Genomic DNA, 24,321 nt, shown 5'->3' on the forward strand with positions numbered 1-24,321 from the left:
TCCTTTGGCTTTATTTCACAAATGAATTATAGGCATTCAGTACAGATTCATAAGAGGAATCAATCTGCTGGATATCACTGTCTGAAATTTTTCCGGATGCTTTGGAATCCCGGATTAGTTTTCTGTAATTATCCAAAAAGCCGGATGCACTTTTATTAAAGTATTCAAACTGAGATTTTTTGTAAGAATACTGAGGATCTTTAACATTGAATTCCAGTTTTGCATTGGTTTCTGCTACTTTGGCAAATTCATCATATTTTTTCTGGGCCTCAGCTTCGTTGAATTTTCCTGCATATTGTTTATCAAGAACATCCATAACAGCATCCAGGGAGCTCATCACACTTTTTGAAGAGATGATATATTCTTTCATTGGATGGTCTTTAAGAACGATTTCTTCCGCTGCATCTGTTGCCGGTTTGATTTTAACAATTAAGTTTTCTCCTGCTGTAAAAAGAGCCTGGGCTTCTGTCTCCAGATCTTTTTTTATGGTTTCGGCCTTCGCTCCTTTGTCGTCCTTATAGTCTTCGGAATTCATATAAGACTTCAGTTCTTCAAATTTTTTCTCTATGCTTTCTTTTTTAGCTTTGTAGGTATTGAAATCAGTTTCTATGGCTGTTTTATCTTTATCAAAACCCGAAGACACATCTTTAATTTTTGAAAAGCTGTGGTCCATTGAACTTAATACAATAGGCATTATCAGTACGTTCTCTCCTTTTGATTTGGCTACAGCCGCATCAGCATAGTTAAGAATTCCCTCAATATGCTTTGAAGTGCTTTTATAGGAGTCTAAAAAATTGTTGTTAAAATCAATAATAGCATTTGCATTTTCTGTACCGCCTAAGTCCAATACTGATTTGCCCAGCTTACTCATGTCTTTCTTGCAGCTTATAACACTAACTGATGTGAAGGTCAGCGCCATGGCAAGTACGATAATCTTTTTCATATTTTTTTATTTTGGTTTACATATCCAGGTAATCGGTGTCTTCATTGCTGATTTTCACAACATATTCAATCCCGTCTATAGCTTTTGCAATGATCTGATTTCTGAGAATATTGGCCATATTTTCCCAATAAGCTCTTCCGTAGAATGAATAATTCTGTGGAATGATTTCCACTTCCACCGTTCTTACAAAACCTTCTTTTGGCCTGTTGCTGATCATGGTTCCTCTTCTTACTCTGACTTCTTTTAATTCGTCTTTCAGAATCATCCTGCAATAATTTTTTACGTCTTCCAGAGAAATGATTTTGTCTCTGGTTGTTAATGCATATTTATAAGCCTGAATACTGTCTGTTCCTTTCTGCTCTTCAGAACCTCCGATAGTTTCGGTAAGCAGTATTACAGTCTGGGATTTTAACTGGTTAGAAAGTTCTGTTCCTGAACGCATGTGGTTGGCCAGTGTGCAATGGGTAATCCAGAAAGAAGCATAGGTATGGTCTGTTTTTTCTACAGGTTCCATAATTACATAATTCAGTTCCTGCCTGATATTTCTTTTGGCATTGTTTACTTTCTGTACCATCGATTTCATTTTATCGGACATCTCGCTTAATACCCCTTTCACATTATCCCTGTTTAAAAGTGAAAAAGCAGCAATCTCATCTCTTGTCAGCTCCAGTACATTGGCAATCATATCTACAGCATTTCTACTGGTGAATCGCTCCATCCCCCCTTTTCTTACAGTATATAAGCCCTTTTTAAGATCATCTGCCGGGGTGAAAGGAATTTCGGTATATTTTCTTCCGTCTCCATCCTGAACCTCATCTACATAAAGAAAATGTTCGCCCTCATCTGTTACCAGAGGAATGTTATTTCCCATAATATCAAGGCTGTATTCTGTTTTTTTCCAGCCTCTGTTGTAAACCGGGAAAGCATTCATCACGAATGAAAAGTTGTCGAGGATTTCTGCCGAAAACTGTGGCGGAAATTCAAAAGTAAGCCATAGATAGCGCTTATCTCCGATCTGTTTTGTAATTTCTTCTTTTCCTTCCAGGAAATTAAGGTTCTGTGGAAGTTTTCCGGGTTCTGAAAATAAACTGCTTGAAATTCCGGTGATTTCAATGAATTTATGACGGTAAATACTTTTTATATCTTCAATAACCTTATTCCGGATAGACTGCTCTCTGAACATCTGTTCATATCCGTCCTGCTGTTGATTAGAAAGGTAGCTTAATCCCTCTCTCACAAACAATGGATTTCCATTACTGGAAACAGTAATATAAGGTAATAGTTTATAAACAAAATCCAAATGTTCAAAAGCCGGATTTGAACAGAATATACTGAGGTATTTAGGAAAATTTTCGCTCGTATATTTGCTGACATCTACTCCTATGGTGACCTTTCTGTAGTCTTCCGGTCTTCCCTGAAACCTTGCCACAGGTATTTTATTCAGTCTTTCATCAATGCTGTAACAGGTGTTTCCTACAAACATCACTGCGGTCTGCGCTTTATTAATACGAACATTTCCAATGGGGGTAAAAGGAATATTCAGCTGCTTATCGGATTCTGATTTTACCGTGGAAGTCATCTGCTTACGAAAGAAAAACTCGGAATGTTCCAAAAGAATCTCCGAAGATTCATAAGGCTGTGTATAAGCAACAGCATGAGCAGGAATCGGGTGGGTATAAATGGAAGGGGTAAGAAGTTTAGCCAGCTTTTCAAGAATTCTGGCATTAACGGTCTGAATTTCATTATTGGCTTTAAAAACTTCCGTACTGAATGCATCAATCAGTAATTTTACAAAAGGATCCAGAGATTGCGGACTTTTGAGTCCCCATACTTTGGTTGCATTCTGTAGCATTCTGGCTTTTACAGATTCTTTGGAATATATATTCTGATCTAAGTTCATAAGTTTTGTGGTGGTTAAAAGATTTAGTCAATAGACATCGGGCTTAAGAATAATTCTGTAGAAAAGCTGAAACGTTCTCCTGTCTCCTCCATTTTTGCATTAATGGCAATTCTAACTTTCTTTTTGATTTCCGTATGTTCTTTGGTGTCATAACTATGTTCTACAATCTGGATGTGGGCGTCAATCTGAGGCTGTACAATCCGTGGCTCATATTCCAGGATCTGCCTTCTGAGGCTTTTAATAAAAACATTTTCCCAAACGGCACTGGTAACTCCATTATCGAATTCCAGGTTCCAAACATCATTTCCATAATTTTCGTCATATCGGTTTTCGCCTTTCTTGGTGGTGATCAGTAGCATGATATTGTGCGCTATACTTTCTCCCATATCGCATGTATCGATGCTTCCGCCCTCCGTCATTAATGTAGACGGCACAAAAGGCATTCTGTAATTTGGTGTATCCATAATCAGCTTCTTAATTTTTTTACTCCATGGTCTGGTTTACGTAAAACGAAATACCAAAATACACATTTTCACTAAATAATTGTTACAAGATTTTAAAATATTATTATCTCTGAAACCTGAAAGATGGAAGATGATACCCAAATGTTACTGTATAAGATCAAAAATTAAGGCTTCTCATTGAATGAAAAGCCTTATGGTATTATCGCTGATAATTGAATATTATTGTTGTTCCTGTTTATTTTTCCGGTTGATAAAATAGTATACGGGAAGTCCCAGCAGTACCATGATAAACCCTGGCCAGGTATATTGCTGTTTGTAGATGAGCAGGAGTACGCAAAACCCTGTTCCTATCAACAGATAAATAACGGGTGTTACCGGATACAGCCATGTTTTGTAAGGTCTCTCCAGTTCCGGTTTTTTGAATCTTAAATAAATCACCCCGAAAACAGTAATCATATAGAACAAAACAATGACAAAGGAAATCATATCCAGCAGATTGCCGTATTGTCCGCTAAGACATAGTAATGAAGCCCAGATTCCCTGCATCCATAAAGCATTTGCAGGTACTTCGTTTTTATTATTTTCAACTGCCGGCTTAAAGAACATTCCATCTTTTGCCATTGTCTGGAAAACCCGTGCTCCGGCCAGAATCAACCCATTATTACACCCGAAAGTAGAAACCATAACCAGCAAAGCAATAATAATAGTTCCGGCACTTCCGAAAATATTCTGAGAGGCTGCTACAGCTACTCTATCGTTAGCAGCAAAAGCAATACTTTCTCTGTCCAAAGCATTCAGATATACAAAATTAACAGCCAGATAAAGGATCATAACGGCAGATGTTCCGTAAATCATTGCTTTTACTACATTTTTCTTAGGGTTTTCAATTTCCCCGGAGACAAATGTTACACTTTCCCAGGCTACGGAACTGAAAACAGAACCTACCATTGCGGCTGCAATTCCTCCCAGAAGAGTCATTCCACTGATTGACTCCCAGCCTTCTTTAAGAAAGTTACCGTTAAGATCTTTTTTAAGATTATTGAATGCCTCCATACCCCAACTGAAATTTTCGGATAAACGGGAAATATCCACCAGAATAAATCCTGCCGCGATAAGTCCCGCTAAGGCAATGATTTTTGATCCTGTAAACACATTCTGGAGCAGTTTTCCGCTTTCCACTCCTCTTGTATTGATATAGGTAAGAAGAATAATAACGGCTATTGCCAGAATCTGTATCCAGGTAATTTTAAATTCTCCACTTTGAAAAATGGGAGCTGCATCATTTAATGAAGGAACCAGATAGGCTGTAAATTTACCAAAAGCCATAGCTACTGCAGCAATCGTTCCTGTCTGGATCACTGTAAAAAGTCCCCATCCGTAAAGGAAGCCCATCTTTCGGCCGAAAATTTCTTTAAGATAGGTATACTGCCCTCCGGCTTTAGGAAACAGGGCTGAGAGTTCACCATAGCTTATTGCTGCTGCTACCGTCATGATTCCTGTAATGATCCATACGGCAACCAACCAGAATCCGGAGCCTAAATTCCGCATCATATCTGCGCTTACAATAAAGATTCCGCTTCCAATCATAGACCCCATCACAAGCATGATAGCGTCCCAAAGTTTCAGTTTTTTCTGCATAGTCAAGTATAGTCGTCAAATATAAACAAATATGCTATTGATTTTGAAATTTGTTTATAAATTCCATAATGACCTGTTTTTTATCAACTTTTTATCCTTATTATATTCAATTTTAATTAGTACTTTTGAAAAAAATATTAAAAATGAAATTCAAAGCTATATTATTCGCTGCAGCTGTAAGTGTTTCTACTTTGGCTTTTGCACAGGAGACATCACAGAAAAAGTTCGGTCCGCCTGCCGGAAATGCTGTTGTTGGGGATGTTTACGGAGCGGGAGTTGCTTCTTCTTCTGAATCTAAGGCAATATCTGTAGAAAAATTAAGCAAAAAGCTTAAAAAGGATAATAAGAAAGTAGAAAACGTAGCCATTAAGGGTAAAGTAACTGATGTATGTGAGAAAAAAGGATGCTGGCTTACAATCCAGACTGAAGATGACACTCAGTTTTTCGTGAAAATGAAGGATTATGCTTTCTTTGTCCCTACTGCTTTAAAAGGAAAGAATGTTGTGCTTGAAGGGAATGCAGAAAGAAAAGTAACTTCAGTAGATGAGCAGAAACATTATGCAGAAGATGCTAAAAAGCCACAGGCAGAAATTGACGCAATCACTAAACCTAAAGAAGAGATCAGATTTGTAGCCAACGGTATTAAAGTGGTTAACTAATTCTCTTAAATGTATATAAAAACAACATCCTCAAAGTTTTTTGAGGATGTTTTATTTTTATACCACGGATGACTAATAAAGTCGTGTACATCTGGCAATAAATTTTTTGACTATAAAAGTTTTTACAATTAAGTTATTTTTAAGATCAATGCTTTGAGTATAGAAGTTAAAAAGCTCCGATTTTTTATTAGCCATTCAATAAAATCAGCCTGCCTTAATCTTCTATTGTAAATTCCACAGGCGCATCGAGTTTCGGATATTTGGTATCTGCTACAAATTTTTTTCCTGTGCAGTCTATTTCAAGCCAGCCTTTTCTTTTTTTCACATCGCCTACTTCCATAACAAAAGGAACAAAGGAAATTTCATCTTTACCTTCTTCCATGATTTCCCTGTACTGGACGGCAACATCCAGGATGCATTCGTGCTCGGTATTCAGTCTTACATTTCTGTAAATGATATCATAATGGGTTTCCTTATTTTCCGGAATTTCAAAATATTTCTCCCACCCTTCAGTATCTGAATTTAGGTCACTTATTGCTTTTAAAGCATAATACAAGGCTATTGTATAATATCTTCTTGTCTTCTTTCTTGTGTAATCCTCTACAAAATGTCCACCCTCAAACAGGATAGTGGGCAGTCCGGCTTTGATAAAGTTATCTCCTGTAGACGCCGGATAAAATTCATCTGAGTACCTGCCTATCTGATCAGGGATCATTTCTTTTAGCTGTTCATATACTTTACCAATGACAGCCATACATTTTTTTCTGTTGTCTGTAACGGTACGTTCTACATTTTCCGAAGGGGCAAGGAATGAAAGTGTTGCCGGATGAATTCCGTCTGTAGTAAATATGGTACGCTGTTCATGAAGGTTTAATGCATAATCATATTTTTTTGTGGCGACAGCGGTTTTCAGGTATTTAATCTCTTTACTGGCTTCATTATGAAAATCTCTGTTGAGATCAATATCGGATGCATTAAGTCTGGTCCATTTTTCAGAGCCATCCGGATTGAGCATAAAAATAAAATCCAAACTGATTTTACTGAACAGTTCATCCTTTATTTCCGGAGCAGTATCGAGTGTTTCCAGTAAGTCGAGCATGGCATGAGTAGCATTGGATTCATTTCCATGCATCTGCGACCAGGCAAGAACATTAATATTTCCGGAACCGATACTTAAACAGTAAATGGGTTTCTCTAAATATGATCTTCCGATCTCATGAATATAATTGCTGAGATTCGTCTGTAGGTAAGAAAATAATTTTTCAGGGGAAATATAGCGGTTTGGGAAATCAGGATTTGGAATATAGATTTGTTCAAAATTCATTATGAAGTAGTTTACAAGAGTCAAATTTAAGCATTTTTGACTAAAAAATAAAATTAACATAAGTAAATTAACTAAACATTGTAAGCTGCCATTTTGTCTGTGGATAAAATTGTGGATTGCGAATAATTTAAAATGAATATTTTAAATATCTATTTTTCAGTCATTTATGATTTTCATCTCAACTATATTAGTAATATGACTTTAAGTGCTTAAATAGGTATTTCTTGAAAAATAAGGATCAATTTATTAAACAGCATTAATGTGGATAACTTTAGAACTAAACATTATATACAAATGTAAACTTTATATTTTCTAAGAAAATTTAGCTATTTTTTGTCTTTGCCATAGAAAATCCTGCCCTAATTACATGTCTTTGAAATTTACAATTGAAAATTAACCGATAATTATCACATTTCACCTATAAAATATTGATAATTAACTATTTATGTGTTAATTTACTTTTGTATATTGATAATATTATTGATTTTTAACGATAATAACTACTATAAAGCAATAGATTTTTAATTATATGATTTTGTTATATATATCACTGATAAATAGCTATTTATACTGTTTACAAGCTTAAATTACCTGTATAATATGGATTATTGGATAAATTATGACAAAGCAAAACATAAAAATTGTACTGAACGTCTTAAAAAGTAAATTTACTTTAGTTAATTAGCTTTTATTTCTTAACGATATATTTAAAGAACTGATATTTAAACAATTATAATCATTTACATTTGTATATACAAAATATTTGCTGTTATTTACTTTTGTAATTTGCATTTGTAACTTTATTTATTTACATTTGTAAAATAATTAAAAGCGTATTTTTATGAGTCTGAACGAAAGAATTTCCAAAGTAATAGAGTATTCTGCTTTTACTCCTTCTGAGTTTGCTGATGAGATTGATGTGCAGCGTTCTTCTATTTCACACATTACCTCAGGGAGAAATAAACCATCTTTGGAATTCATCATAAAGATAAAATCCCGCTTCCCGGAAATCCTTTGGGATTGGCTGATTACGGGAGAAGGAGAAATGCTGAAATCTGAACTCCCGGAAACCATAGATCTCCAGACAGAAAAATTGGATGACCAACCAAAGCCTACTCCGCTTCCGGACCTGTTCACCATGATGAGTGATGATGAAGATCCGGAGCCGACAGAGGTTCCTTCTGAACCTACAAAATCAGGTCCGCGAGAATCGTTTATACCGCCCGCAAGTACAACAGAGAAAAATTTAACGGATTCTCAGCGATTAGAAAACTCTCAAGAACAAATCATCGCCCAAACTATTGGAAATCAAAGCAATAAGATAAAACGTATCGTCCTGTTCTATGAAAACGGAAAATTCGAAAGTTTTGAACCATAAAAAAACCTGACTAAAGAAAATAGCCAGGTAAAAAATATTTGAAGAAGAAAACTAAAGCTATTGCTTTATTTAGTTTATAACGGATGAAAATCTGTCCTTTCTCTTTTCAGCAGATCAAAGGTTAAATTTACAGGTTTGTCTATTATGTGATTTAAACTTATCATATAAGCAGGCCACTTTATTTTAATAACCTGTTATGTATTAACAACTTTATGATTTTATCAAATATAGAAAAATACAATTAAATTAGCAATAATTTTCGCATAAATTTAAAAAATAATTAACATATATAGCTACAATATAGATAATTGTTAATTGTTAAAAAATATAAATCGCTGCCAGAGTGACAATAAAAACGGTTTTTACCCCGTAAATGCATAAAAAAGACCTGCAGAAAACTACAGGTCATTTATATTGTAAAGATAATATTATTTCTTTCTTCTTTCAAGCTCCTTTTTAATAAGCCCCAATTCCCTTCCGGTCTGTCCGGCTACAGAAGTATTTTCCTGGGCTCTTCTCGTAAGGTATGGAACCACATCCTTCACGGGTCCGTATGGAAGATATTTAGCCACATTATAGCCTTTATCCGACAGGTAGAATGTAATATTATCACTCATCCCGTAAAGCTGTCCGAAATAAACGTGAGGATTCCCGTTTTCAAGAGATTTGGTTTTCATTTTATCCATTACCAACTCTGAAGAAACTTCATTGTGGGTTCCGAAAAAAGCTGAAACCTTATCCAGATGGTTCATTACAAAATCAATTCCGGCATTATAGTTTTTATCTGAAGCTTCTTTGTTTGGCTGGATAGGATCTGCATATCCTTTTTCAGCTGCTCTGGCTCTTTCTTTCTCCATATAAGCCCCGCGGACAATCTTATAACCGATGAAATAGTTTTTCTCTCTGGCTCTCTGAAGATGCTGTTCCATATACTCCAGCCTTCCTGTTCTGTACATCTGGATGGTATTCCAAACGATAGGCTTTTCCTGGTTATATTTCTCCATCATCTCTTCACAAAGATGATCTGCTGCGTCCTGCATCCAGGTTTCTTCAGCATCTACCATTACTTTTTTATCATGCTCATGGCAAAGGCTGCATACTTCATCAAACCTTTTCACTACTCTTTCCCATTCTTCTTTCTGGCTGGAAGTCAGCTCGGCATTTTTGCCAACCGCCTCATACAGATCAATTCTTCCGAATGCTGTAGGTTTAAATACAATAAAAGGAATAGCCGGATTTCCCACTGAAAATCTTACGATATCCTTGATCTCTTTGCATACGGCATCGAAAGTTTCCTCGTCTTCTTTTCCTTCAATGGAATAGTCAAAAATACTACCTACTCCTCTTTTGAAAAGCTGTTTCACCACTTTCATACTTTCTTCACGGGTTTCACCTCCGCAGAACTGCTCAAACAATGTGTTTTTAACAATTCCGGTAACGAAAGGAAAGTTATGATGTACAGTAAAATTAAGGACAGAGGTTCCAAGGCTTGTAAGAGCAGGCTGTTCAATCATTTTAAACATCCAGTACGCCTTTTTCAGTTGTGCATCAGACTTGTCTGCAAATGCAACTTTAGTATCATTAAAAATGGGCATTCCTTTTTATTAAATTTAGTTCTGCAAAGGTAATGAATACCTCAGTTTATTTAAAGAAATTTTTTCTATAATTTGCTTTCAATTCCATTCAGAAGCATGGCGATAATTCCTGCAAAAACCCAGAATCTTAAAATATTGAGGGTAAGAAAAATTCTTCTTCGTGAGAAATTCAGAAGCAGATAAATACAAAGGATCATTACAAAAAGTCCCCCGGCAAAATAGTACGCCATAAATCCGGAGATTCCGGTTTTAATAATGATTTTCATAGATACTGCCATCGTAACAAGCAACAGCGAGATCATGATGATCCGGGTATTTCTGTTTTTAAAATAGTTCGGGATGGTGGTATAGCCAAACGTCTTATCTACACTTTTGGTAAGCATATCTTTTACAATATCAATGCATAAAAGAATCAAAAAAAGAAAAACGGCCATAAGCAGTACTTTCCATGAAAACGTTTCGTAATACACCATCATTCCGAAAAATGGATATAGGGTAAGGCTGACGAAGGTGAGGTTATTGAGGATCAGAATCCGGCTCAATTTATGACTGTAAAACCACATAAAGAACTGGTATATAAGGAAGAAAACAAAAACCCGGTGTGAGATCATCCAGGCTATTCCTAGAGAAATGATGCTTAATGCGAGATAAACATACAGGAAATATTTCTGCTTGATAAAACTCTGAATTCTGGTTCTGAAAGGTTTTACAATATGATCTTTTTCCAGATCATAGAACTGGTTGATAATTCCTCCTGCCAGAATAGTAAGAACAGTGCAAAAGATGATCCCGTGAACTTTGAAATCGAAGACGAATTTTCTGAAGGTTTCATCCTGGTTAAACAGAAAAAAAGTTGATACATAGAGGGCAAAAGTAAGGAGAGCAGCTACAAAGAACCTTGCTCCGAGGAGAAAGCCCACCAGCTGTGAGAATCTGTAAAATATAGATTTAGAGACATAGTTTTTAGATTGGAAAGTTTCTTTTTCAGAATTCATTCCAGTATGTTTAAAATCTGTAGATCACTTCTTTCTGAAAGCCATCAAGCATTTTTTCTGCCTTTTCATAGTCTTTGGTAAAGCCCAGAATATATCCTCCGCCACCGCTTCCGCACAGCTTAAGATAATAGGCATTGGAATCCAGTCCTTTTTTCCAGATCTTAAAGATGCTTTCAGGAATCATAGGACGGAAGTGTTCATACGCCCAATGAGACAGTTTTTTCAGGTTTCTGAAGAAAGGATTCATATCTTTTTTCAGGAAAGCATCAATACAGGCATTATTGTAACGGATAAACTCTTCTTTCAGAGTTTTACGGAAACCTTCGGTTTTCATTTTTTCAAAGAAAATCTGGATCATAGGACCAGTTTCTCCGGTTATTCCGCTGTCGATCAGGAAAATTGCTCCTTTTCCGGCTTCTCCTTCGGGGATGTTTACCCTGTCTAAGTTTTCTTTATTTTCAATGAGAATAGGAAGGTTCATGTAGCAGATCAGGGGATCCATTCCTGAACTTTTGCCATGGAAATAACTTTCCATTTCTCCGAAAACGGTTTTTAATTTCTTAAGATTATCCTTTGAAATATGTTCAGAATCCAGTTTACTGATTGAATATTTTTCAAAAATAGCCGCTACCAGAGCCCCGGAACTTCCTACTCCGTATCCCTGAGGAATATTGGAATCGAAGAAAAGTCCGTCTGCTATATCACTTTTAAAACGCTCAATATCCAGTTTAAAGTCATCGGAAAGATCAAGTGTTGTAAGAAAATCAGCGTATTTCTGCAGGTGTCTGTTGGAATTAAGCTCAAATTCAGAGCTCAGATCAGAAAACTTCAAAGTTCCTTTATAGAAGCTGTAAGGTACTACAAGCCCCTGGGAATCTTCAATCATTCCATATTCTCCAAACAGGATTATTTTTGCATAAAATAGAGGGTTGGTCATTTTGACAATAAATCTTTTGGCAAAGTTAAAAATTATTCCGCTGAATATAATCAAAATTCACGCCGAATTCTATATTTAATGAGAAAAAACAGTCCGTTTCTTCTGAATCTAAACCTGAGGACCAACAAAAAAGCTGTTTCAAAAAAGTGAAACAGCTTTAAATATCTTATAAGGTATCTCTGTCTTTCCGCATCTGAACTTTAAGAAATCGGATCAATATTAATCCGGCAGCAAAGAACAATGTCATGGAAAGTGCTGCTATACGCATATTATTGAAATGTTCAATCAGTGTTGCAAAGATAAAGGTTCCTATAATGATGGCAATTTTCTCCAATACATCATAGAAACTGAAAAATGTTGTATTTTCCATAGAATCTTCCGGAAGCAGCTTGGAATATGTTGATCTGGACATTGCCTGAAGTCCCCCCATTACAAGCCCTACTACTGCTGCCACTCCATAAAACTGATATTCTACCGTAGGGTTTTCTTTGTTCAGGAAATAGGCCCAAAGACAGGCTACAATCCATAATATGATGGCTATAGAGATTACATTTCTGTTCCCGATTCTTTTTGACAATCTGGAGAAAATCACCGCTCCGATAATCGCTTCGATCTGGATAACCAGAAGTGTAGCAATTAATTTATCCTGAGCCAGATTGATTTCGCTCTTCCCGAATAATGTAGCCATCAGGAAAATAGTCTGCATTCCTACACTGTAAAAGAAGAAACTGGAAAGGAAAAATTTCAGGTTTCTGTCTTTAAACAATTCTCCTCCTACTTTGAACAGTTCATGGAAACTTTCTTTAGCAATATCTTTATAGAAGCTTAGATTATCTTTCAGTACTTCAAAGAATCCGCCCTGTTCCTCATGTTTCTTAAATATATTTTTATAGTTTAGAAGGACAAGATCTTTCGGCAGCTTATCTTTAACATCTCCAAACTGAGGAAGGTGCTTGAAGGTATACTGTGAAAATCCGAACCACCATGCACCTGTCAGCAAGAAACTGATTCTTGTGAATAACAGCTGCTGAGCTGCACCTTTTGCAAATACCTGAATCAGTAACAGACAGATCACCACCAATACTACCGATCCGATATACCCATATACATATCCTTTGGCAGAAAGCGCATCCTGCTTATCCCGTGTAGCAATATCCGGCAGAAAGGAATTATAAAATACAAGACTCCCCCAGAACCCTACACTTGCCGTAATACTGAAAAGAAGCCCCAGAAATACGTTATGCATTCCTGTAAACATAGCTAACCCCATGCACGAAGTTGCTCCCAGATAACAGAAGAACTGAAGAAATGATTTTTTATTTCCAATGGTGTCTGCCAATGATGATAAAAACGGAGACAGCAGCACCACAATAAAGAAAGAGATGGTGAGCGAATATCCATATACTGCATCAGGCTGGTATTCTTCTCCGAAGATTTTAATCATATGCCTCACCGGAACATCAATCCAGGATTTGGTTTCTTCTACATATTCTTTTTTCTCATACGCTGTGGTAAGAATGGAATAGTAAATAGGGAAAATGGTGGAGGTAATTACCAGTGAATATACAGAATTCGCCCAGTCATACACCGCCCAAGCCTTCATAATCCTTGGATTATTTTTTATATTTTGAGGCTGTTGATTCTCAATTTCAGACATTTCAAATAAATATTAGTAGCACAAAAATAAAAAAACCATTAAGAAATGGATAAGATTTTAAAAAAATTATCGATTCCTTAATGGCAAAATACTCTCTGAGAGAATATTACATGTTTTCAATAACAATAGCTGAAGCACCACCGCCTCCATTACAGATAGCTGCAGCACCGTATTTTGCATTATTTTGTTTCAATACGTTGATCAGGGTAACAATGATTCTTGATCCTGAACTTCCCAGCGGATGTCCAAGGGCTACTGCTCCTCCGTTTACGTTTACTTTGGAAGCATCCAGCTTTAGGATCTGGTTGTTGGCAAGTCCTACTACAGAAAAAGCTTCGTTAAACTCAAAGAAATCGATGTCTGAAATTTCAAGACCAGCTTTCTTAAGAGCAATCGGAAGTGCCTTTGCAGGGGCTGTTGTGAAGTTTTCAGGTTCCTGGGCCGCATCAGCATAAGAAACAATCTTTGCTAAAGGCTTCAATCCTAATTCTTCCATTTTTTCTTTCGATACAAGGATAAGCGCGGAAGCACCGTCATTCAGTGTTGATGCGTTGGCTGCAGTTACCGTACCGTTTTCTTTTTTGAATACTGTAGGAAGGGTTGTAATTCTGTCAAAGTTTACAGCCTTGTATTCTTCATCTTCAGCGAAAATAACAGGTTCTCCTTTTCTTTGCGGAATTTCAACAGGAACAACCTCCTCGTTGAATTTCCCTTCACTCCATGCTTTTGCTGCTCTTTTATAAGATTCTACAGCAAAGTTATCCTGATCTTCTCTTGAAATATTGTAATCAGTTGCACATTTTTCTGCACATACTCCCATATGTACTTTGTTGTACACATCGGTAAGACCATCCAGTACCATTCCGTCCTGCATTTTGATGTCTCCTAATTTGGTAGCCACTCTTGCATTGTAATAATGAGGCACTGAAGACATGTTTTCCATACCTCCTGCAACGATTACCTCAGCATCACCTGCTTTAATTGCCTGCGCAGCCATAGTTACCGCTTTCATTCCTGAAGCACATACTTTATTTACTGTAGTAGACGGAGTTTCAATAGACAATCCTGCTCCAAGGGCTACCTGGCGTGCCGGTGCCTGGCCTTCTCCAGCCTGCAGCACATTTCCCATATAAATTTCCTGAACATTCTTAGGATCAAGATTAATTTTATCTAACGCTCCTTTTACTGCTGCTGCTCCCAGTTTGGTAGCCGGAACTGTTGAAAGGCTTCCCATAAAACTTCCCATAGGAGTTCTTACTGCGGAAACAATGAATACTTCTTTCATGTGTATTATATTTTACTTTTTTTAATGGATGAAACCTTCCGGCTTCGTGTAATATCTGTTTTTACTTTACTTTTATGTAGGTAAGTTCAAACTGATTGTTTTCAATTTTCGTCTGAACTTTCAGGAAATTGCCCTGGGTTTGCATAATTTTAGTGCTGAAAACATCTCCTATCTGTACAGGATCATTTTTATCTGATTTTTCAGTGACAATTGCTTTATAATTGCAGTCATCCACAAAAACCAGTGTCGATTTTATAAAATCTTTTCCGTTATTGAAATATTCGGTCTGAACATTATCTTTTACAGTCATATACCAGATAACTTCCGGATAATTCTCACGCAGGAATTTCCCTTCTTTCAGGTTTTTACATTGAGCAGTTTTATCCGGTTTGCTGAAATCTGCACTCTGGGCCCCGGCTTTTGAAAATGCCAGCATCAGTATGGCAGCACCAAATACTTTTACAAGCTTCATATCTGTACTCTGTTGTTTATTTTTTTAGTGCTTCTGGCCAAAACCATCATGAATGCCCCCAGAAACTCAACAGCCCAGCCCCATTTAAGCTTTACAATGCCTGCAAAAGTTTCTCTCCAGGATTTGAAAGGTAAAAAGCTGAAATACTCCATCGACTGCATTTTAACGGCTACCAGGGTAAATACAAACAAAATGATCAGCAATACTCCAAAAAACCTTACGATTTTCACACTGTTATTAACAATACCAAAAACAGCACACGCAGCAAAGATCCAGCATGCAATGGCCAAATAGTGATCCAGCTTCCAATAATTCCAGTTTCCGATAACGGGAACATGAACAAGGGGCAGAAAACTGCCTACAACCACTAATAACAATCCTAATAACTGAATATTTCTCATATTTACTAAAGTGCCAAAATACAAAAAAAAACACACTTAAAAAAAGTGTGTTTCAAATTCAGAGTATTTCCTAACAAACGTTAATAAGTTTAAAATAAACCAATTCATATTGCGAAAATATCAAAATATACCCTGTTTTGTTATTAAATTAAAAATAAACATTGGCCAGCTCTATCCCGATCTGAAGTCCGTATTTCTTTGTAAGCTGGGCATTATTATTAAATGTTGGGGTAAAATCCTTCTGAACAAATAAATTGAATCCTCCGTACCCGATTCCGAATTTTCCTCCTACAACAAAATCGTTCATCCCGTATCTTACTCTTTCCCTTTCTACGATTCTTGATGAAAATTCATTGGAATATTTGTTATAAATAATGGTTCCTGCTCTTACACCGCCATATATCCCTAAAACAATGTTCAGCTGCTCTTTCTTATTATCCAGATAGGTTTCCCCTTCAAAATCGATATATTTGGGATTCAGCACAAACTTCAGGTCTACAGGCACAAAAATGTAGGTATTATTAAATCGGGTCTGTTTCAGATTACCTTTGGTAAATTCTTTTATGAATAAGGTATGCCCTTCCTGTGAAAATACTTTTCCGTATTTTGCCGAAAACTGATCTGAACGGGCGCCTAACCCCACTCTGTAAAAAAACGGACTTTTAAAGCCTCCGATCTGGTCTTCATATCTCAGGGTAAAATTAAAGGAATTATAGACCGTGGCCTTTATTTCGGAAGCTTTGCTGTAGAACCTGAACGGCTCGTCTTTAGAGGTCATATTTGTCCCCACAAAGCTGGCGGTCAAAGCTAAAGAATGTAAAATTTCTTTTGGGGTCTTCATGTTTCTCGGGACCATTTCCATTTTGAAACCTTTAGGACCAAGCTGCAATGAATATTTGCTTGGAGGTGCCGGATTTTTTCCTTCCAGCACAGCATCTCTAACCATTTCTTTCGTTGCCTCTTCCAACCCTGATTTTTCCGCCTCTATTTTATCATTAATGATCTGCTGATATTTTGAAGCAATTTCTGTACGCTGCTTTTGCTTTTCATCGGATGTTATTTTATTGAGATCAAAGCTTTTATCTATTGCATCCAGCTCTGTATTCATTTTCGACTTTTCAGATATGACAATGCTGTCTACTTTTTTGGAATACAGTGCCATTCTTGGATTCACCGGCTGATTTTCCTGGGCAAAACCGCAGGTGAAAGCTGTTACTGCGGCCATTAATGCTAATTTAGTTTTCATATTTTTATTAATTTTCAGACAATATTTATGTGCTGTCCTCAATAAAAGGGCAGTATTTTTTACTATTAAAGGCTGGTTTTATTTTGAATCGATGTAGACGGTCACCCCCAGAACAGTTACATTTCCAACATTCGGCACTATCCTGTCAAATTTAAAGTTTCCCATTTTCTTTTCATTTTTTGCCGCTTTTGCACGGTTTTTATCATATTCATTTCCTAAAAGAAGGTCATCCGTGCTGACATAGCTTGTTTTCGTTGGCTTTGCGTCTGCTATTAAAGGAAGAGGCTCTGTACTGATCTCAGCTTTTTCAGGAGTTTTGACTGTTTTATCAGGTTGCTTCACTGCGATCTGCGGCTCTTTCTCTTTAATGATTTCAGCATCCTGTATTTTTATCTTTTTTACAGGCATTGCAGCTTGCTGCGGATTTACTTTTTCATAAGATTCATTTGCTATTCTCACTTCATTGCTGTGAACCGGCTGTTTATTTTGAGGGGCAGACTGTTTTTCAATATCAGGCTTTATTGGGTTTACTGCATTTTCAAGCGTTTTTTTAACGATATAATCTGTTTTATGATCAGGTTTACCTTCCCTGGTGCTATAGTAAATGAATGTTCCCGCTGAAATCAGAAACAATGCAACAGCAGCATACTTCCACCATCGGAAAGAGGGTTTTATTGCTGTTTCTGAGTTTCTGTCCAACTCTTGGTCCAGTTTTGACCAAAGATCCGCAGAAGGCCTTATTTCAAGGTTCTCATAATCAGATTTTAGCTGTTTCAGTATTTCTTTTTTCATTTTCTTCTGTTTTTAAAAATTCTGTCAGCCATTTTTTTGCCTTGCTCAGCTGGCTTTTGCTCGTTCCTTCTGAAATATTAAGCATTTCAGCGATCTCGTGGTGTTTTTTATCTTCAAAGACATAGAGGTTAAAGATGAGCCTGTATCCTGCAGGCATTTGAGAAAACAGCTTTTCTAAATTGATTTCCGTTATCTGTTCATCTATATCTTCCTCCGGATGATCATCTGCAATTTCTACATCGGCATAAAGAATATTCCGGTTCTTTCTGAGAAAACTTACGGAATCATTCACGACAATTTTCCTGAGCCAGAACGGAAAGCTTTTCCAGTCTCTGCATTCGTCAAGTTTTGTAAAGCATTTCAGGAACGCACCGCTTAAAATATCTTCCGCATCATGAAGGTTATTTACATAAGAATTGGCTATGGCCAGCATTTTAGATGAAAACATCTCATACAATGTTTTCTGGGCTCTCCGGTCCTGCTTTTTTGCCAGTAAAAAATTCTCTTCTAAATTCTTCATGTATCGGTTTCTATCTATAAGACGGAAATATTTTTAAATGGTTGCCCGAAAATAAAAAAAACTGCACTTTTTTTTCAAAGTGCAGTCTAATATTTTAATTTTCAATAAGATAAATTTAATGATTTACAGCAGAAACCTCATCAGGGTTATGTTTATGCCTGAACAGAACTGCAAAAAATATAGCAAGAACCAGAGCGTAGATTGCAAAAGACAGCCATATCTGATGCCAGTCTTTTACCATAACAACTGATGAAAGAGTTCCATCCGCATTTATTGCAGCATTAAAACTGTTTTTCAAAATCTCAAGGAATGTAGGGTTATCCGGTGTGGTTTCCAAATAGGCAGAAAGATCCGAAGCTGTTGTAAACTTATGCGTAAAAAATTTATCAATAGCCCAACCTGCTATATAGCTTCCAAAAACAGCTCCAAAACCATTGGTCATCATCATAAATAAGCCCTGAGCAGAAGAACGTATTTTTTTATCAGTCGTTGTTTCTACGAAAAGAGAACCTGAGATATTGAAGAAATCAAATGCCATTCCGTACACGATACAGGATAGAATGATCAGTGAGAGGCCCAAACCGTCCGGAACACCATAGGCAAAGAATCCAAATCTTAAAACCCATGCAAGCATAGACATCAGCATCACTTTTTTGATCCCGAATTTCTTCAGAAAAAAAGGAATTGCTAAAATGAACAATGTCTCTGAAACCTGAGAAATTGACATAATAATGGTGGATCTCTGAACGACAAAAGAGTCTGCATATTTCGGAAAATGTGAAAATTCACTTAAGAAAACATCTCCATAGGCATTGGTTAACTGAAGTGCTGCTCCCAAAAGCATTGAAAACAAAAAGAACAGGGCCATTTTGTAGCTTCCGAACAGTTTAAATGCATTCAATCCTAACTGTTCAGATAATGGGGCATTTTTATCAATTAGTTTTTGTGGCGGACATTTCGGAAGAGTTAGTGCATAAATTCCCAACAGGATAGCTACTGCTCCACCAATATAAAATTGTCCTTCCGTTGCTTTGTTTCCTGTAAGGTTTGTAATCCACATCGCAACAATAAATCCAATGGTTCCCCATACCCGGATTGGCGGAAAATCTTTTACCACATCCAGATTACTATTTTTCAAAATAGTATACGAAATAGAGTTGGCCAGGGCAATGGTAGGCATATAAAAACACATGGCCACAAGCATTACGGAAAAGAAAGAATTAGGATCTGCCGAATGAGGCAATATGAAAAGAACTGCACCATAAAGAATGTGCAGTACCGAAAAAATCCTTTCAGCATTTACCCAGCGGTCAGCGATAATTCCGGTGATGGTTGGCATAAAGATAGAAGCAATTCCCATTGTTCCGAAAACGGCTCCGAACTGGGTTCCGTCCCAGTGCTTTGTACCGAACCAAAAATTAGCCATCGTAATCAGCCAGGCTCCCCAGACAAAAAACTGAAGAAAACTGAGGATGGTCAGTCGTAATTTTAAATTCATAGTTTATATAAAGTATCTCTTTTAGTCAATTTTCTTTTTCCTCCTTTTAATTTCTTCCTGAATTTCCAGAGCGGTATCATAATCTTCTTCTCTTACGGCCTCATCCAGCATTTTCTGAAGTTCTTCCATAGATACGGACTTTAAGTTATCTTCAGCCTGTACTGTTTCTGAAAATGACTGTTCTTCTCTTGAGACATCTTCCAGCTCAAGGAGGATTCCTGCTTCGTTCAATACCTGTTGTGTCGTAAAAATAGGTGCATCGAATCTTACGGCCATTGCAACAGCATCGGAAGTTCGGGCATCAAGGATCAGATCTTCGTCATTAGCTTTATTCTTAAAGTTGATGTTGGAGAAGAATACGCCATCTACAATCTGATAGATAATTACTGAAACCAATTCGTAATGGGCAGAAACTATAAATTTGGTAAATAGATCGTGAGTAAGGGGTCGCGGTGGATGGATATCTTTTTCCAGTCCGAGAGAAATGGACTGTGCTTCAAAATTTCCAATGACAACAGGTAATTTTATGTGTGTCTCTTCATGTTCCAGTAATAGTGCATACGCGCCTGATTGGGTCTGGCTGTATGATATTCCGCGAATAATTAGCTGTTTATAATCCATAGCTACAAATATAGATTAATTTTTTATTGTGTTTTCACTTTTTTACGCAAAAATAAAAGCCCGGAAAGCCGAGCTTTTATTTGTATTGTGTGTAATAATCAATTGTCAATCGTCAATTTTACTTCTTACGTGAATTTCTGATATATTGAAACCCGGCCAGCGAAGCGAATTGACTGTTCACCATTGACTTTTTATCCTTTAATTGCTTTGATTTTCTCTGTTAAAGCCGGGATGATCTGGAAAGCATCTCCTACAACTCCGTAATCAGCAGACTTGAAGAATGGTGCTTCAGCGTCATTGTTAATTACTACGATGGTTTTAGAAGAGTTTACTCCGGCAAGGTGCTGAATTGCTCCGGAAATCCCTACTGCAATGTAAAGGTTAGGGGCAATCGCTTTACCGGTCTGCCCTACGTGCTCTGTATGAGGTCTCCATCCGATATCAGAAACCGGCTTAGAACAAGCTGTAGCTGCTCCTAAAACATTAGCTAAATCTTCAATCATTCCCCAGTTTTCAGGACCTTTCATTCCTCTACCGGCAGATACCACGATTTCAGCTTCTTTAAGGTCTAGTTTACCAGAACTCTGCTCATGAGAGATTACTTTTGTATCTTCGTTAGCTACTGAAAGATTTTTTACTTCTTCTGAACCTGATACTCCGTTTTCTTTAACACCGAAAGCGTTTTGTGAAACGGTAACAATTACTCCGCTGCCTTCAGCTTTTGCATGCATGAATCCTTTTCCGGAGAATGCTTTTCTTTTTACCTGGAATGGAGAAAGGCTTTCAGGAGCTTCCAATGCATTGGTAATTAAAGAATAATTCTTCATTACAGCCAGCATAGGCGCAATAGAAGAAGCATCTGTTGTATGAGGGAAAACAATAATATTTCCGCCAGCTACCTCATTTACTGCCTGTGCATATGCCTTTGCAGAGAAATTCTTAAGACCTTCGTCTTTGATATTGATAACATTTGATGCTCCATATTTGTACAATACATCTGAAGCATCTGTAGGGTTTACAGAGATTGCCGTAACGGTATCTCCTGCTTTGTCTGCAACAGCTTTAGCATAAGAAACTGCTTCAAAAGCTGCTTTTTTGTAAACTCCGTTTATATTTTCTGCGTATACGAATACTGCCATTTTCTTAAATTTAAAGATTAAAAAATTAAAGGATTAGAGATTAGATCACTTTAGCTTCTTCGTGAAGTAATCTTACCAATTCATCGAGGTTATCAGGAGAAACCATTCTTACAGCAGCTCTAGGCGGCACACTGTCATAAGATACACCCTGCACTTTTACTTCTGAAGAAACCGGCTCTACTACCTGCAAAGGTTTTGTTCTTGCAGACATAATCCCTCTCATGTTCGGAATGATAAGGTCTTTTTCGTCTACTAATCCTTTTTGCCCTGCAATAACTGCAGGAAGCTTTACAGAAATAGTTTCTTTTCCTCCTTCAATTTCTCTTACGGCAGTTGCCTCGCTTCCGTTTACCTCTAAACCTACCGATGCATTTACGAAAGGCTGGTTCAATAACTGGGCTACCATTCCCGGAACAGAACCTCCGTTGTAATCAATAGATTCTTTACCGCAAAGGATAAGGTCATACCCTCCGTTCTGAGCTACAGCAGCAATTTCTTTTGCTGTTGAATAGCTGTCTTTAGGATCAAGGTTTACTCTTACCGCATCATTAGCACCAATTGCCAATGCTTTTCTGATAACAGGTTCTGTAGCAGTATCTCCTACATTGATTACCGTTACTGTTGCTCCCTGAGATTCCTGAAGTTTAACCGCTTTTGTTAACGCAAATTCATCTAACGGGTTGATTACCCACTGAATTCCGTTTTTGTCGAACGCAGACTTATCTGCTGTAAAGTTAATTTTGGAAGTAGTATCCGGAACACTACTAATACAAACTAATATTTTCATGTGTACTATTTTATTTTTCCCCTTTTTCGCATAAAACCCGTTGGGATTTAAGCAGAGATTTTATTGTAATTAATTTTTGCTAATATAAATAAAAAATATATTATGCATGCATAATACTTATTAAATTATTATTCAATACATTAAATGTGGTTATTTAGCTGGCTGCGTTGCCCTAAACTCTATTTTACTTGGTAAAACACGCGGGTTCATTTTCAGAATATCCAGTACAAGATTCCCCATATCTTCGGGCTGGATCTTCCAGCTGTCTTTTTCTGAAGGAATATTTCCGTTGAAGTGAGAGGCAACAGATCCGGGCATAATCACTGTAGATTTGATATTGTATTTTCTGAGATCAATCATAGCGGCCTGGGTAAATCCTACAACTCCGAATTTTGAAGCATTATATCCGGTTCCGTTCTCGAAGAAGTTGGCGCCTGCGAGACTTGAAATTGTGATATAATATCCTTCTGTTTTCTTTAATTCTTCAACGGAGGCTTTTAAAGTATAGAAGACCCCGGTTAGGTTTGTTTCAATCATATCATTCCATTCTCCGGCTGTAAGCTCATCTACGGGCTTAAATATTCCTAATCCCGCATTGGCAATTACAAAATCCAGCCTTCCAAATTTTTCTACTGCATATTTTACTGCTTCTTCTTCACTTTCCAGGTTTCTTACATCGGAAACAATTCCCAAAACATTTCCCGAATACACCTTAAGGGCTTCTTCAGCTTTCTCTACTTCCTCTCTTTTTCGTCCCGAAAACGCTACAGAAATTCCGTTTTCCAGCAATACTTTTGCAATGCCGAAACCAATACCTTTAGTTCCTCCCGTTATATAGGCCACTTTATCTCCTGACATAATCCTGAATTTTAATTCCCTAAAATAACAAAAACGCTCCAATTGGAACGTTTTATATGCCTAAGATTTATCAGGTTATTTTTTGATGAATTTTTCGGTAAAATTTCTGCTGCCAGTTTCTATGCTAAGAAGACAGGTTCCTACAGATAGGTTTACCTGTTTTTGATTTTACCGGAAGTATTAATGTGCAGGAAATCACTTGCCGGATTAAGATAAGCGGAAATTTTACAGTCTTACCTCATACAACAAATCTTATGAAAGTCTTAATTAAAAAAAATGATTATCAGTCATACCAACGGTCACTTTTTAGTAAACTTTTCTGTATAATTCATTTCATCAGTTACTATCTTAATTATATATAAACCTGCCGGCAGGCTTCTCACATCAATCATATCCTTATCCGGTCTGATTTGAAGCTCTTTCCCTTCCATATTGTAAAGCTTAACTGCTTTTATCAGATGTGATTCAGTTAATCTGATAAAATCTGTAGTGGGATTAGGATAAATTGTGATCCTTTTTTTAGCGCCTGTTATCTCTTTTGTGGATAATAGATTTTCATTACTGATCTGAATATTGTCAATATATGCTGATCCATCTGCATTATTATGTACAAAGCGCACCTGGTCAATATTAATAGACTCAATAGCTCCTGTATAGATCAGGACATTATCCAGATAGTATTTAACTTCTGAAGCTGTGCCTGTTATCAGAAACTTATGCCAGGTATTGGGCTGCCATGATCCTGAAGCTGGCACCGGCTCCGGGCCTGATAACTGATCCAAAATTTTAACTGATCCTGTATTCCCGAAATCCACCCTGATAACAAATTTTTCTTCTGCATTATTCACTCCCTGAAATCCGAATACTGATCCGTTAAGCTGAGACATATTAATATCAAATGAAACAGAGAATCCTGTAGATGGCTGGATCTGAGTATTATTAAAAGCTCCAATAACGGGAACCGGCTGAGTTCCGTATGTATTTTCTTTTACAATTCTCAGGGAATTGTATCCGTCTGTTGCATCATCAATACAGATCATCTGGTTTAATATGTTGGGAGGCTCATCGCCGGTAGGGGTGCTTATCCAGGTCCCTTGAGCGTGAATACTTCCTGTATAAAATCCTTCAAAATCTTCAAAAGAGGTTCTCTGCTGAGCAAAGGAAAGCACTGAAAACAAACAGATTGTGATTGGGTAGATTTTTTTCATAGTC

Annotated in this window: 23 protein-coding genes; 2 read left to right on the top strand and 21 right to left on the bottom strand. The window is 37.0% G+C overall.

The annotated features are described in order from the left end of the window. Window positions 1-10 precede the first annotated feature (10 nt). From AOB46_RS12885 to AOB46_RS12900, 4 genes are all read right to left on the bottom strand, one after another. Window positions 11-943, bottom strand: coding sequence for a DUF3829 domain-containing protein (locus AOB46_RS12885; protein ID WP_062699965.1), 933 nt, complete (start codon window positions 941-943; stop codon window positions 11-13). A gap of 16 nt (window positions 944-959) precedes the next feature. Next, window positions 960-2,843 (bottom strand): type VI secretion system baseplate subunit TssF, encoded by a 1,884-nt coding sequence (locus AOB46_RS12890; protein ID WP_062699966.1) that lies wholly within the window; start codon window positions 2,841-2,843, stop codon window positions 960-962. 23 nt (window positions 2,844-2,866) lie between these two features. Continuing rightward, window positions 2,867-3,307, bottom strand: coding sequence for a GPW/gp25 family protein (locus tag AOB46_RS12895; protein ID WP_062699968.1), 441 nt, complete (start codon window positions 3,305-3,307; stop codon window positions 2,867-2,869). A 219-nt stretch (window positions 3,308-3,526) separates the two neighbouring features. Beyond that, entirely contained in the window at window positions 3,527-4,945 is a 1,419-nt protein-coding gene (locus tag AOB46_RS12900; RefSeq protein WP_062699970.1) for an APC family permease, read from the bottom strand. A 143-nt stretch (window positions 4,946-5,088) separates the two neighbouring features. Between AOB46_RS12900 and AOB46_RS12905 the strand changes: the two genes are divergently transcribed. Further along, window positions 5,089-5,604: a DUF4920 domain-containing protein gene (locus tag AOB46_RS12905; RefSeq protein ID WP_062699972.1), complete on the top strand. Its 516-nt coding sequence runs from the start codon at window positions 5,089-5,091 to the stop codon at window positions 5,602-5,604. A gap of 214 nt (window positions 5,605-5,818) precedes the next feature. Here the strand turns inward: AOB46_RS12905 and AOB46_RS12910 are convergent, their stop codons facing one another. Next, complete coding sequence (locus AOB46_RS12910) at window positions 5,819-6,928, bottom strand: M14 family zinc carboxypeptidase (RefSeq protein WP_062699974.1); 1,110 nt, start codon at window positions 6,926-6,928, stop codon at window positions 5,819-5,821. Window positions 6,929-7,769: 841 nt separating this feature from the next. Between AOB46_RS12910 and AOB46_RS12915 the strand changes: the two genes are divergently transcribed. Further along, on the top strand, window positions 7,770-8,306 hold the full coding sequence (locus tag AOB46_RS12915) for a helix-turn-helix transcriptional regulator (protein WP_062699976.1): 537 nt from the start codon (window positions 7,770-7,772) through the stop codon (window positions 8,304-8,306). 428 nt (window positions 8,307-8,734) lie between these two features. Here the strand turns inward: AOB46_RS12915 and AOB46_RS12920 are convergent, their stop codons facing one another. The 16 genes from AOB46_RS12920 to AOB46_RS12995 all read right to left on the bottom strand — a co-directional run bounded on the left by AOB46_RS12920 (window position 8,735) and on the right by AOB46_RS12995 (window position 24,317). Then, window positions 8,735-9,901, bottom strand: a complete 1,167-nt coding sequence (locus AOB46_RS12920; protein ID WP_062699977.1) for a proline dehydrogenase family protein — start codon at window positions 9,899-9,901, stop codon at window positions 8,735-8,737. A gap of 65 nt (window positions 9,902-9,966) precedes the next feature. Next, window positions 9,967-10,896 carry a UbiA family prenyltransferase gene (locus tag AOB46_RS12925; protein WP_062699979.1) on the bottom strand — a complete coding sequence of 310 codons (930 nt, stop codon included), beginning with the start codon at window positions 10,894-10,896 and terminating at the stop codon, window positions 9,967-9,969. 10 nt (window positions 10,897-10,906) lie between these two features. Further along, entirely contained in the window at window positions 10,907-11,833 is a 927-nt protein-coding gene (locus AOB46_RS12930; RefSeq protein WP_062700266.1) for a mevalonate kinase, read from the bottom strand. Between the two features lie 166 nt (window positions 11,834-11,999). Next, window positions 12,000-13,490: an MFS transporter gene (locus AOB46_RS12935; RefSeq protein WP_062699982.1), complete on the bottom strand. Its 1,491-nt coding sequence runs from the start codon at window positions 13,488-13,490 to the stop codon at window positions 12,000-12,002. A 106-nt stretch (window positions 13,491-13,596) separates the two neighbouring features. Then, window positions 13,597-14,775 (bottom strand): acetyl-CoA C-acyltransferase, encoded by a 1,179-nt coding sequence (locus AOB46_RS12940; protein ID WP_062699984.1) that lies wholly within the window; start codon window positions 14,773-14,775, stop codon window positions 13,597-13,599. A 61-nt stretch (window positions 14,776-14,836) separates the two neighbouring features. Then, window positions 14,837-15,247: a hypothetical protein gene (locus tag AOB46_RS12945; protein ID WP_062699986.1), complete on the bottom strand. Its 411-nt coding sequence runs from the start codon at window positions 15,245-15,247 to the stop codon at window positions 14,837-14,839. Continuing rightward, complete coding sequence (locus AOB46_RS12950) at window positions 15,244-15,648, bottom strand: hypothetical protein (RefSeq protein WP_062699988.1); 405 nt, start codon at window positions 15,646-15,648, stop codon at window positions 15,244-15,246. The genes AOB46_RS12945 and AOB46_RS12950 overlap by 4 nt, the downstream gene beginning before the upstream one ends. 148 nt (window positions 15,649-15,796) lie before the next feature. Next, a complete protein-coding gene (locus AOB46_RS12955; RefSeq protein ID WP_062699991.1) occupies window positions 15,797-16,894 on the bottom strand; it encodes a hypothetical protein in 1,098 nt (365 codons plus the stop codon). 78 nt (window positions 16,895-16,972) lie between these two features. After that, window positions 16,973-17,686, bottom strand: coding sequence for a hypothetical protein (locus AOB46_RS12960; RefSeq protein ID WP_062699993.1), 714 nt, complete (start codon window positions 17,684-17,686; stop codon window positions 16,973-16,975). Next, complete coding sequence (locus AOB46_RS12965; RefSeq protein ID WP_062699996.1) at window positions 17,652-18,206, bottom strand: RNA polymerase sigma factor; 555 nt, start codon at window positions 18,204-18,206, stop codon at window positions 17,652-17,654. Before AOB46_RS12965 ends, AOB46_RS12960 begins: the two co-directional genes overlap by 35 nt. Window positions 18,207-18,321: 115 nt before the next feature. Then, the gene (locus AOB46_RS12970; RefSeq protein ID WP_062699998.1) at window positions 18,322-19,704 is read right to left on the bottom strand and encodes a nucleoside permease; all 1,383 of its coding nucleotides are present in this window, start codon (window positions 19,702-19,704) and stop codon (window positions 18,322-18,324) included. Window positions 19,705-19,725: 21 nt separating this feature from the next. Continuing rightward, window positions 19,726-20,325, bottom strand: a complete 600-nt coding sequence (locus tag AOB46_RS12975) for a bifunctional nuclease family protein (protein WP_062700000.1) — start codon at window positions 20,323-20,325, stop codon at window positions 19,726-19,728. Between the two features lie 191 nt (window positions 20,326-20,516). Further along, window positions 20,517-21,464, bottom strand: coding sequence for an electron transfer flavoprotein subunit alpha/FixB family protein (locus AOB46_RS12980; RefSeq protein WP_062700002.1), 948 nt, complete (start codon window positions 21,462-21,464; stop codon window positions 20,517-20,519). A gap of 40 nt (window positions 21,465-21,504) precedes the next feature. Continuing rightward, window positions 21,505-22,251 (bottom strand): electron transfer flavoprotein subunit beta/FixA family protein, encoded by a 747-nt coding sequence (locus AOB46_RS12985; protein ID WP_062700004.1) that lies wholly within the window; start codon window positions 22,249-22,251, stop codon window positions 21,505-21,507. A gap of 150 nt (window positions 22,252-22,401) precedes the next feature. Beyond that, complete coding sequence (locus AOB46_RS12990) at window positions 22,402-23,109, bottom strand: SDR family oxidoreductase (RefSeq protein WP_062700012.1); 708 nt, start codon at window positions 23,107-23,109, stop codon at window positions 22,402-22,404. Window positions 23,110-23,408: 299 nt separating this feature from the next. Further along, on the bottom strand, window positions 23,409-24,317 hold the full coding sequence (locus AOB46_RS12995; protein WP_185113868.1) for a T9SS type A sorting domain-containing protein: 909 nt from the start codon (window positions 24,315-24,317) through the stop codon (window positions 23,409-23,411). Window positions 24,318-24,321: the final 4 nt, after the last annotated feature.

Origin of the sequence: Chryseobacterium indologenes (assembly GCF_001295265.1) — a bacterium.
Lineage (GTDB): Bacteria > Bacteroidota > Bacteroidia > Flavobacteriales > Weeksellaceae > Chryseobacterium > Chryseobacterium indologenes_A.

What these genes read in the sequence shown, in the direction of transcription:
- AOB46_RS12885 (WP_062699965.1), bottom strand. Translation starts at nt 943, where the DNA reads ATGAAAAAGATTATCGTACTTGCCATGGCGCTGACCTTCACATCAGTT.
- AOB46_RS12890 (WP_062699966.1), bottom strand. Translation starts at nt 2,843, where the DNA reads ATGAACTTAGATCAGAATATATATTCCAAAGAATCTGTAAAAGCCAGA.
- AOB46_RS12895 (WP_062699968.1), bottom strand. Translation starts at nt 3,307, where the DNA reads ATGGATACACCAAATTACAGAATGCCTTTTGTGCCGTCTACATTAATG.
- AOB46_RS12900 (WP_062699970.1), bottom strand. Translation starts at nt 4,945, where the DNA reads ATGCAGAAAAAACTGAAACTTTGGGACGCTATCATGCTTGTGATGGGG.
- AOB46_RS12905 (WP_062699972.1), top strand. Translation starts at nt 5,089, where the DNA reads ATGAAATTCAAAGCTATATTATTCGCTGCAGCTGTAAGTGTTTCTACT.
- AOB46_RS12910 (WP_062699974.1), bottom strand. Translation starts at nt 6,928, where the DNA reads ATGAATTTTGAACAAATCTATATTCCAAATCCTGATTTCCCAAACCGC.
- AOB46_RS12915 (WP_062699976.1), top strand. Translation starts at nt 7,770, where the DNA reads ATGAGTCTGAACGAAAGAATTTCCAAAGTAATAGAGTATTCTGCTTTT.
- AOB46_RS12920 (WP_062699977.1), bottom strand. Translation starts at nt 9,901, where the DNA reads ATGCCCATTTTTAATGATACTAAAGTTGCATTTGCAGACAAGTCTGAT.
- AOB46_RS12925 (WP_062699979.1), bottom strand. Translation starts at nt 10,896, where the DNA reads ATGAATTCTGAAAAAGAAACTTTCCAATCTAAAAACTATGTCTCTAAA.
- AOB46_RS12930 (WP_062700266.1), bottom strand. Translation starts at nt 11,833, where the DNA reads ATGACCAACCCTCTATTTTATGCAAAAATAATCCTGTTTGGAGAATAT.
- AOB46_RS12935 (WP_062699982.1), bottom strand. Translation starts at nt 13,490, where the DNA reads ATGTCTGAAATTGAGAATCAACAGCCTCAAAATATAAAAAATAATCCA.
- AOB46_RS12940 (WP_062699984.1), bottom strand. Translation starts at nt 14,775, where the DNA reads ATGAAAGAAGTATTCATTGTTTCCGCAGTAAGAACTCCTATGGGAAGT.
- AOB46_RS12945 (WP_062699986.1), bottom strand. Translation starts at nt 15,247, where the DNA reads ATGAAGCTTGTAAAAGTATTTGGTGCTGCCATACTGATGCTGGCATTT.
- AOB46_RS12950 (WP_062699988.1), bottom strand. Translation starts at nt 15,648, where the DNA reads ATGAGAAATATTCAGTTATTAGGATTGTTATTAGTGGTTGTAGGCAGT.
- AOB46_RS12955 (WP_062699991.1), bottom strand. Translation starts at nt 16,894, where the DNA reads ATGAAAACTAAATTAGCATTAATGGCCGCAGTAACAGCTTTCACCTGC.
- AOB46_RS12960 (WP_062699993.1), bottom strand. Translation starts at nt 17,686, where the DNA reads ATGAAAAAAGAAATACTGAAACAGCTAAAATCTGATTATGAGAACCTT.
- AOB46_RS12965 (WP_062699996.1), bottom strand. Translation starts at nt 18,206, where the DNA reads ATGAAGAATTTAGAAGAGAATTTTTTACTGGCAAAAAAGCAGGACCGG.
- AOB46_RS12970 (WP_062699998.1), bottom strand. Translation starts at nt 19,704, where the DNA reads ATGAATTTAAAATTACGACTGACCATCCTCAGTTTTCTTCAGTTTTTT.
- AOB46_RS12975 (WP_062700000.1), bottom strand. Translation starts at nt 20,325, where the DNA reads ATGGATTATAAACAGCTAATTATTCGCGGAATATCATACAGCCAGACC.
- AOB46_RS12980 (WP_062700002.1), bottom strand. Translation starts at nt 21,464, where the DNA reads ATGGCAGTATTCGTATACGCAGAAAATATAAACGGAGTTTACAAAAAA.
- AOB46_RS12985 (WP_062700004.1), bottom strand. Translation starts at nt 22,251, where the DNA reads ATGAAAATATTAGTTTGTATTAGTAGTGTTCCGGATACTACTTCCAAA.
- AOB46_RS12990 (WP_062700012.1), bottom strand. Translation starts at nt 23,109, where the DNA reads ATGTCAGGAGATAAAGTGGCCTATATAACGGGAGGAACTAAAGGTATT.
- AOB46_RS12995 (WP_185113868.1), bottom strand. Translation starts at nt 24,317, where the DNA reads ATGAAAAAAATCTACCCAATCACAATCTGTTTGTTTTCAGTGCTTTCC.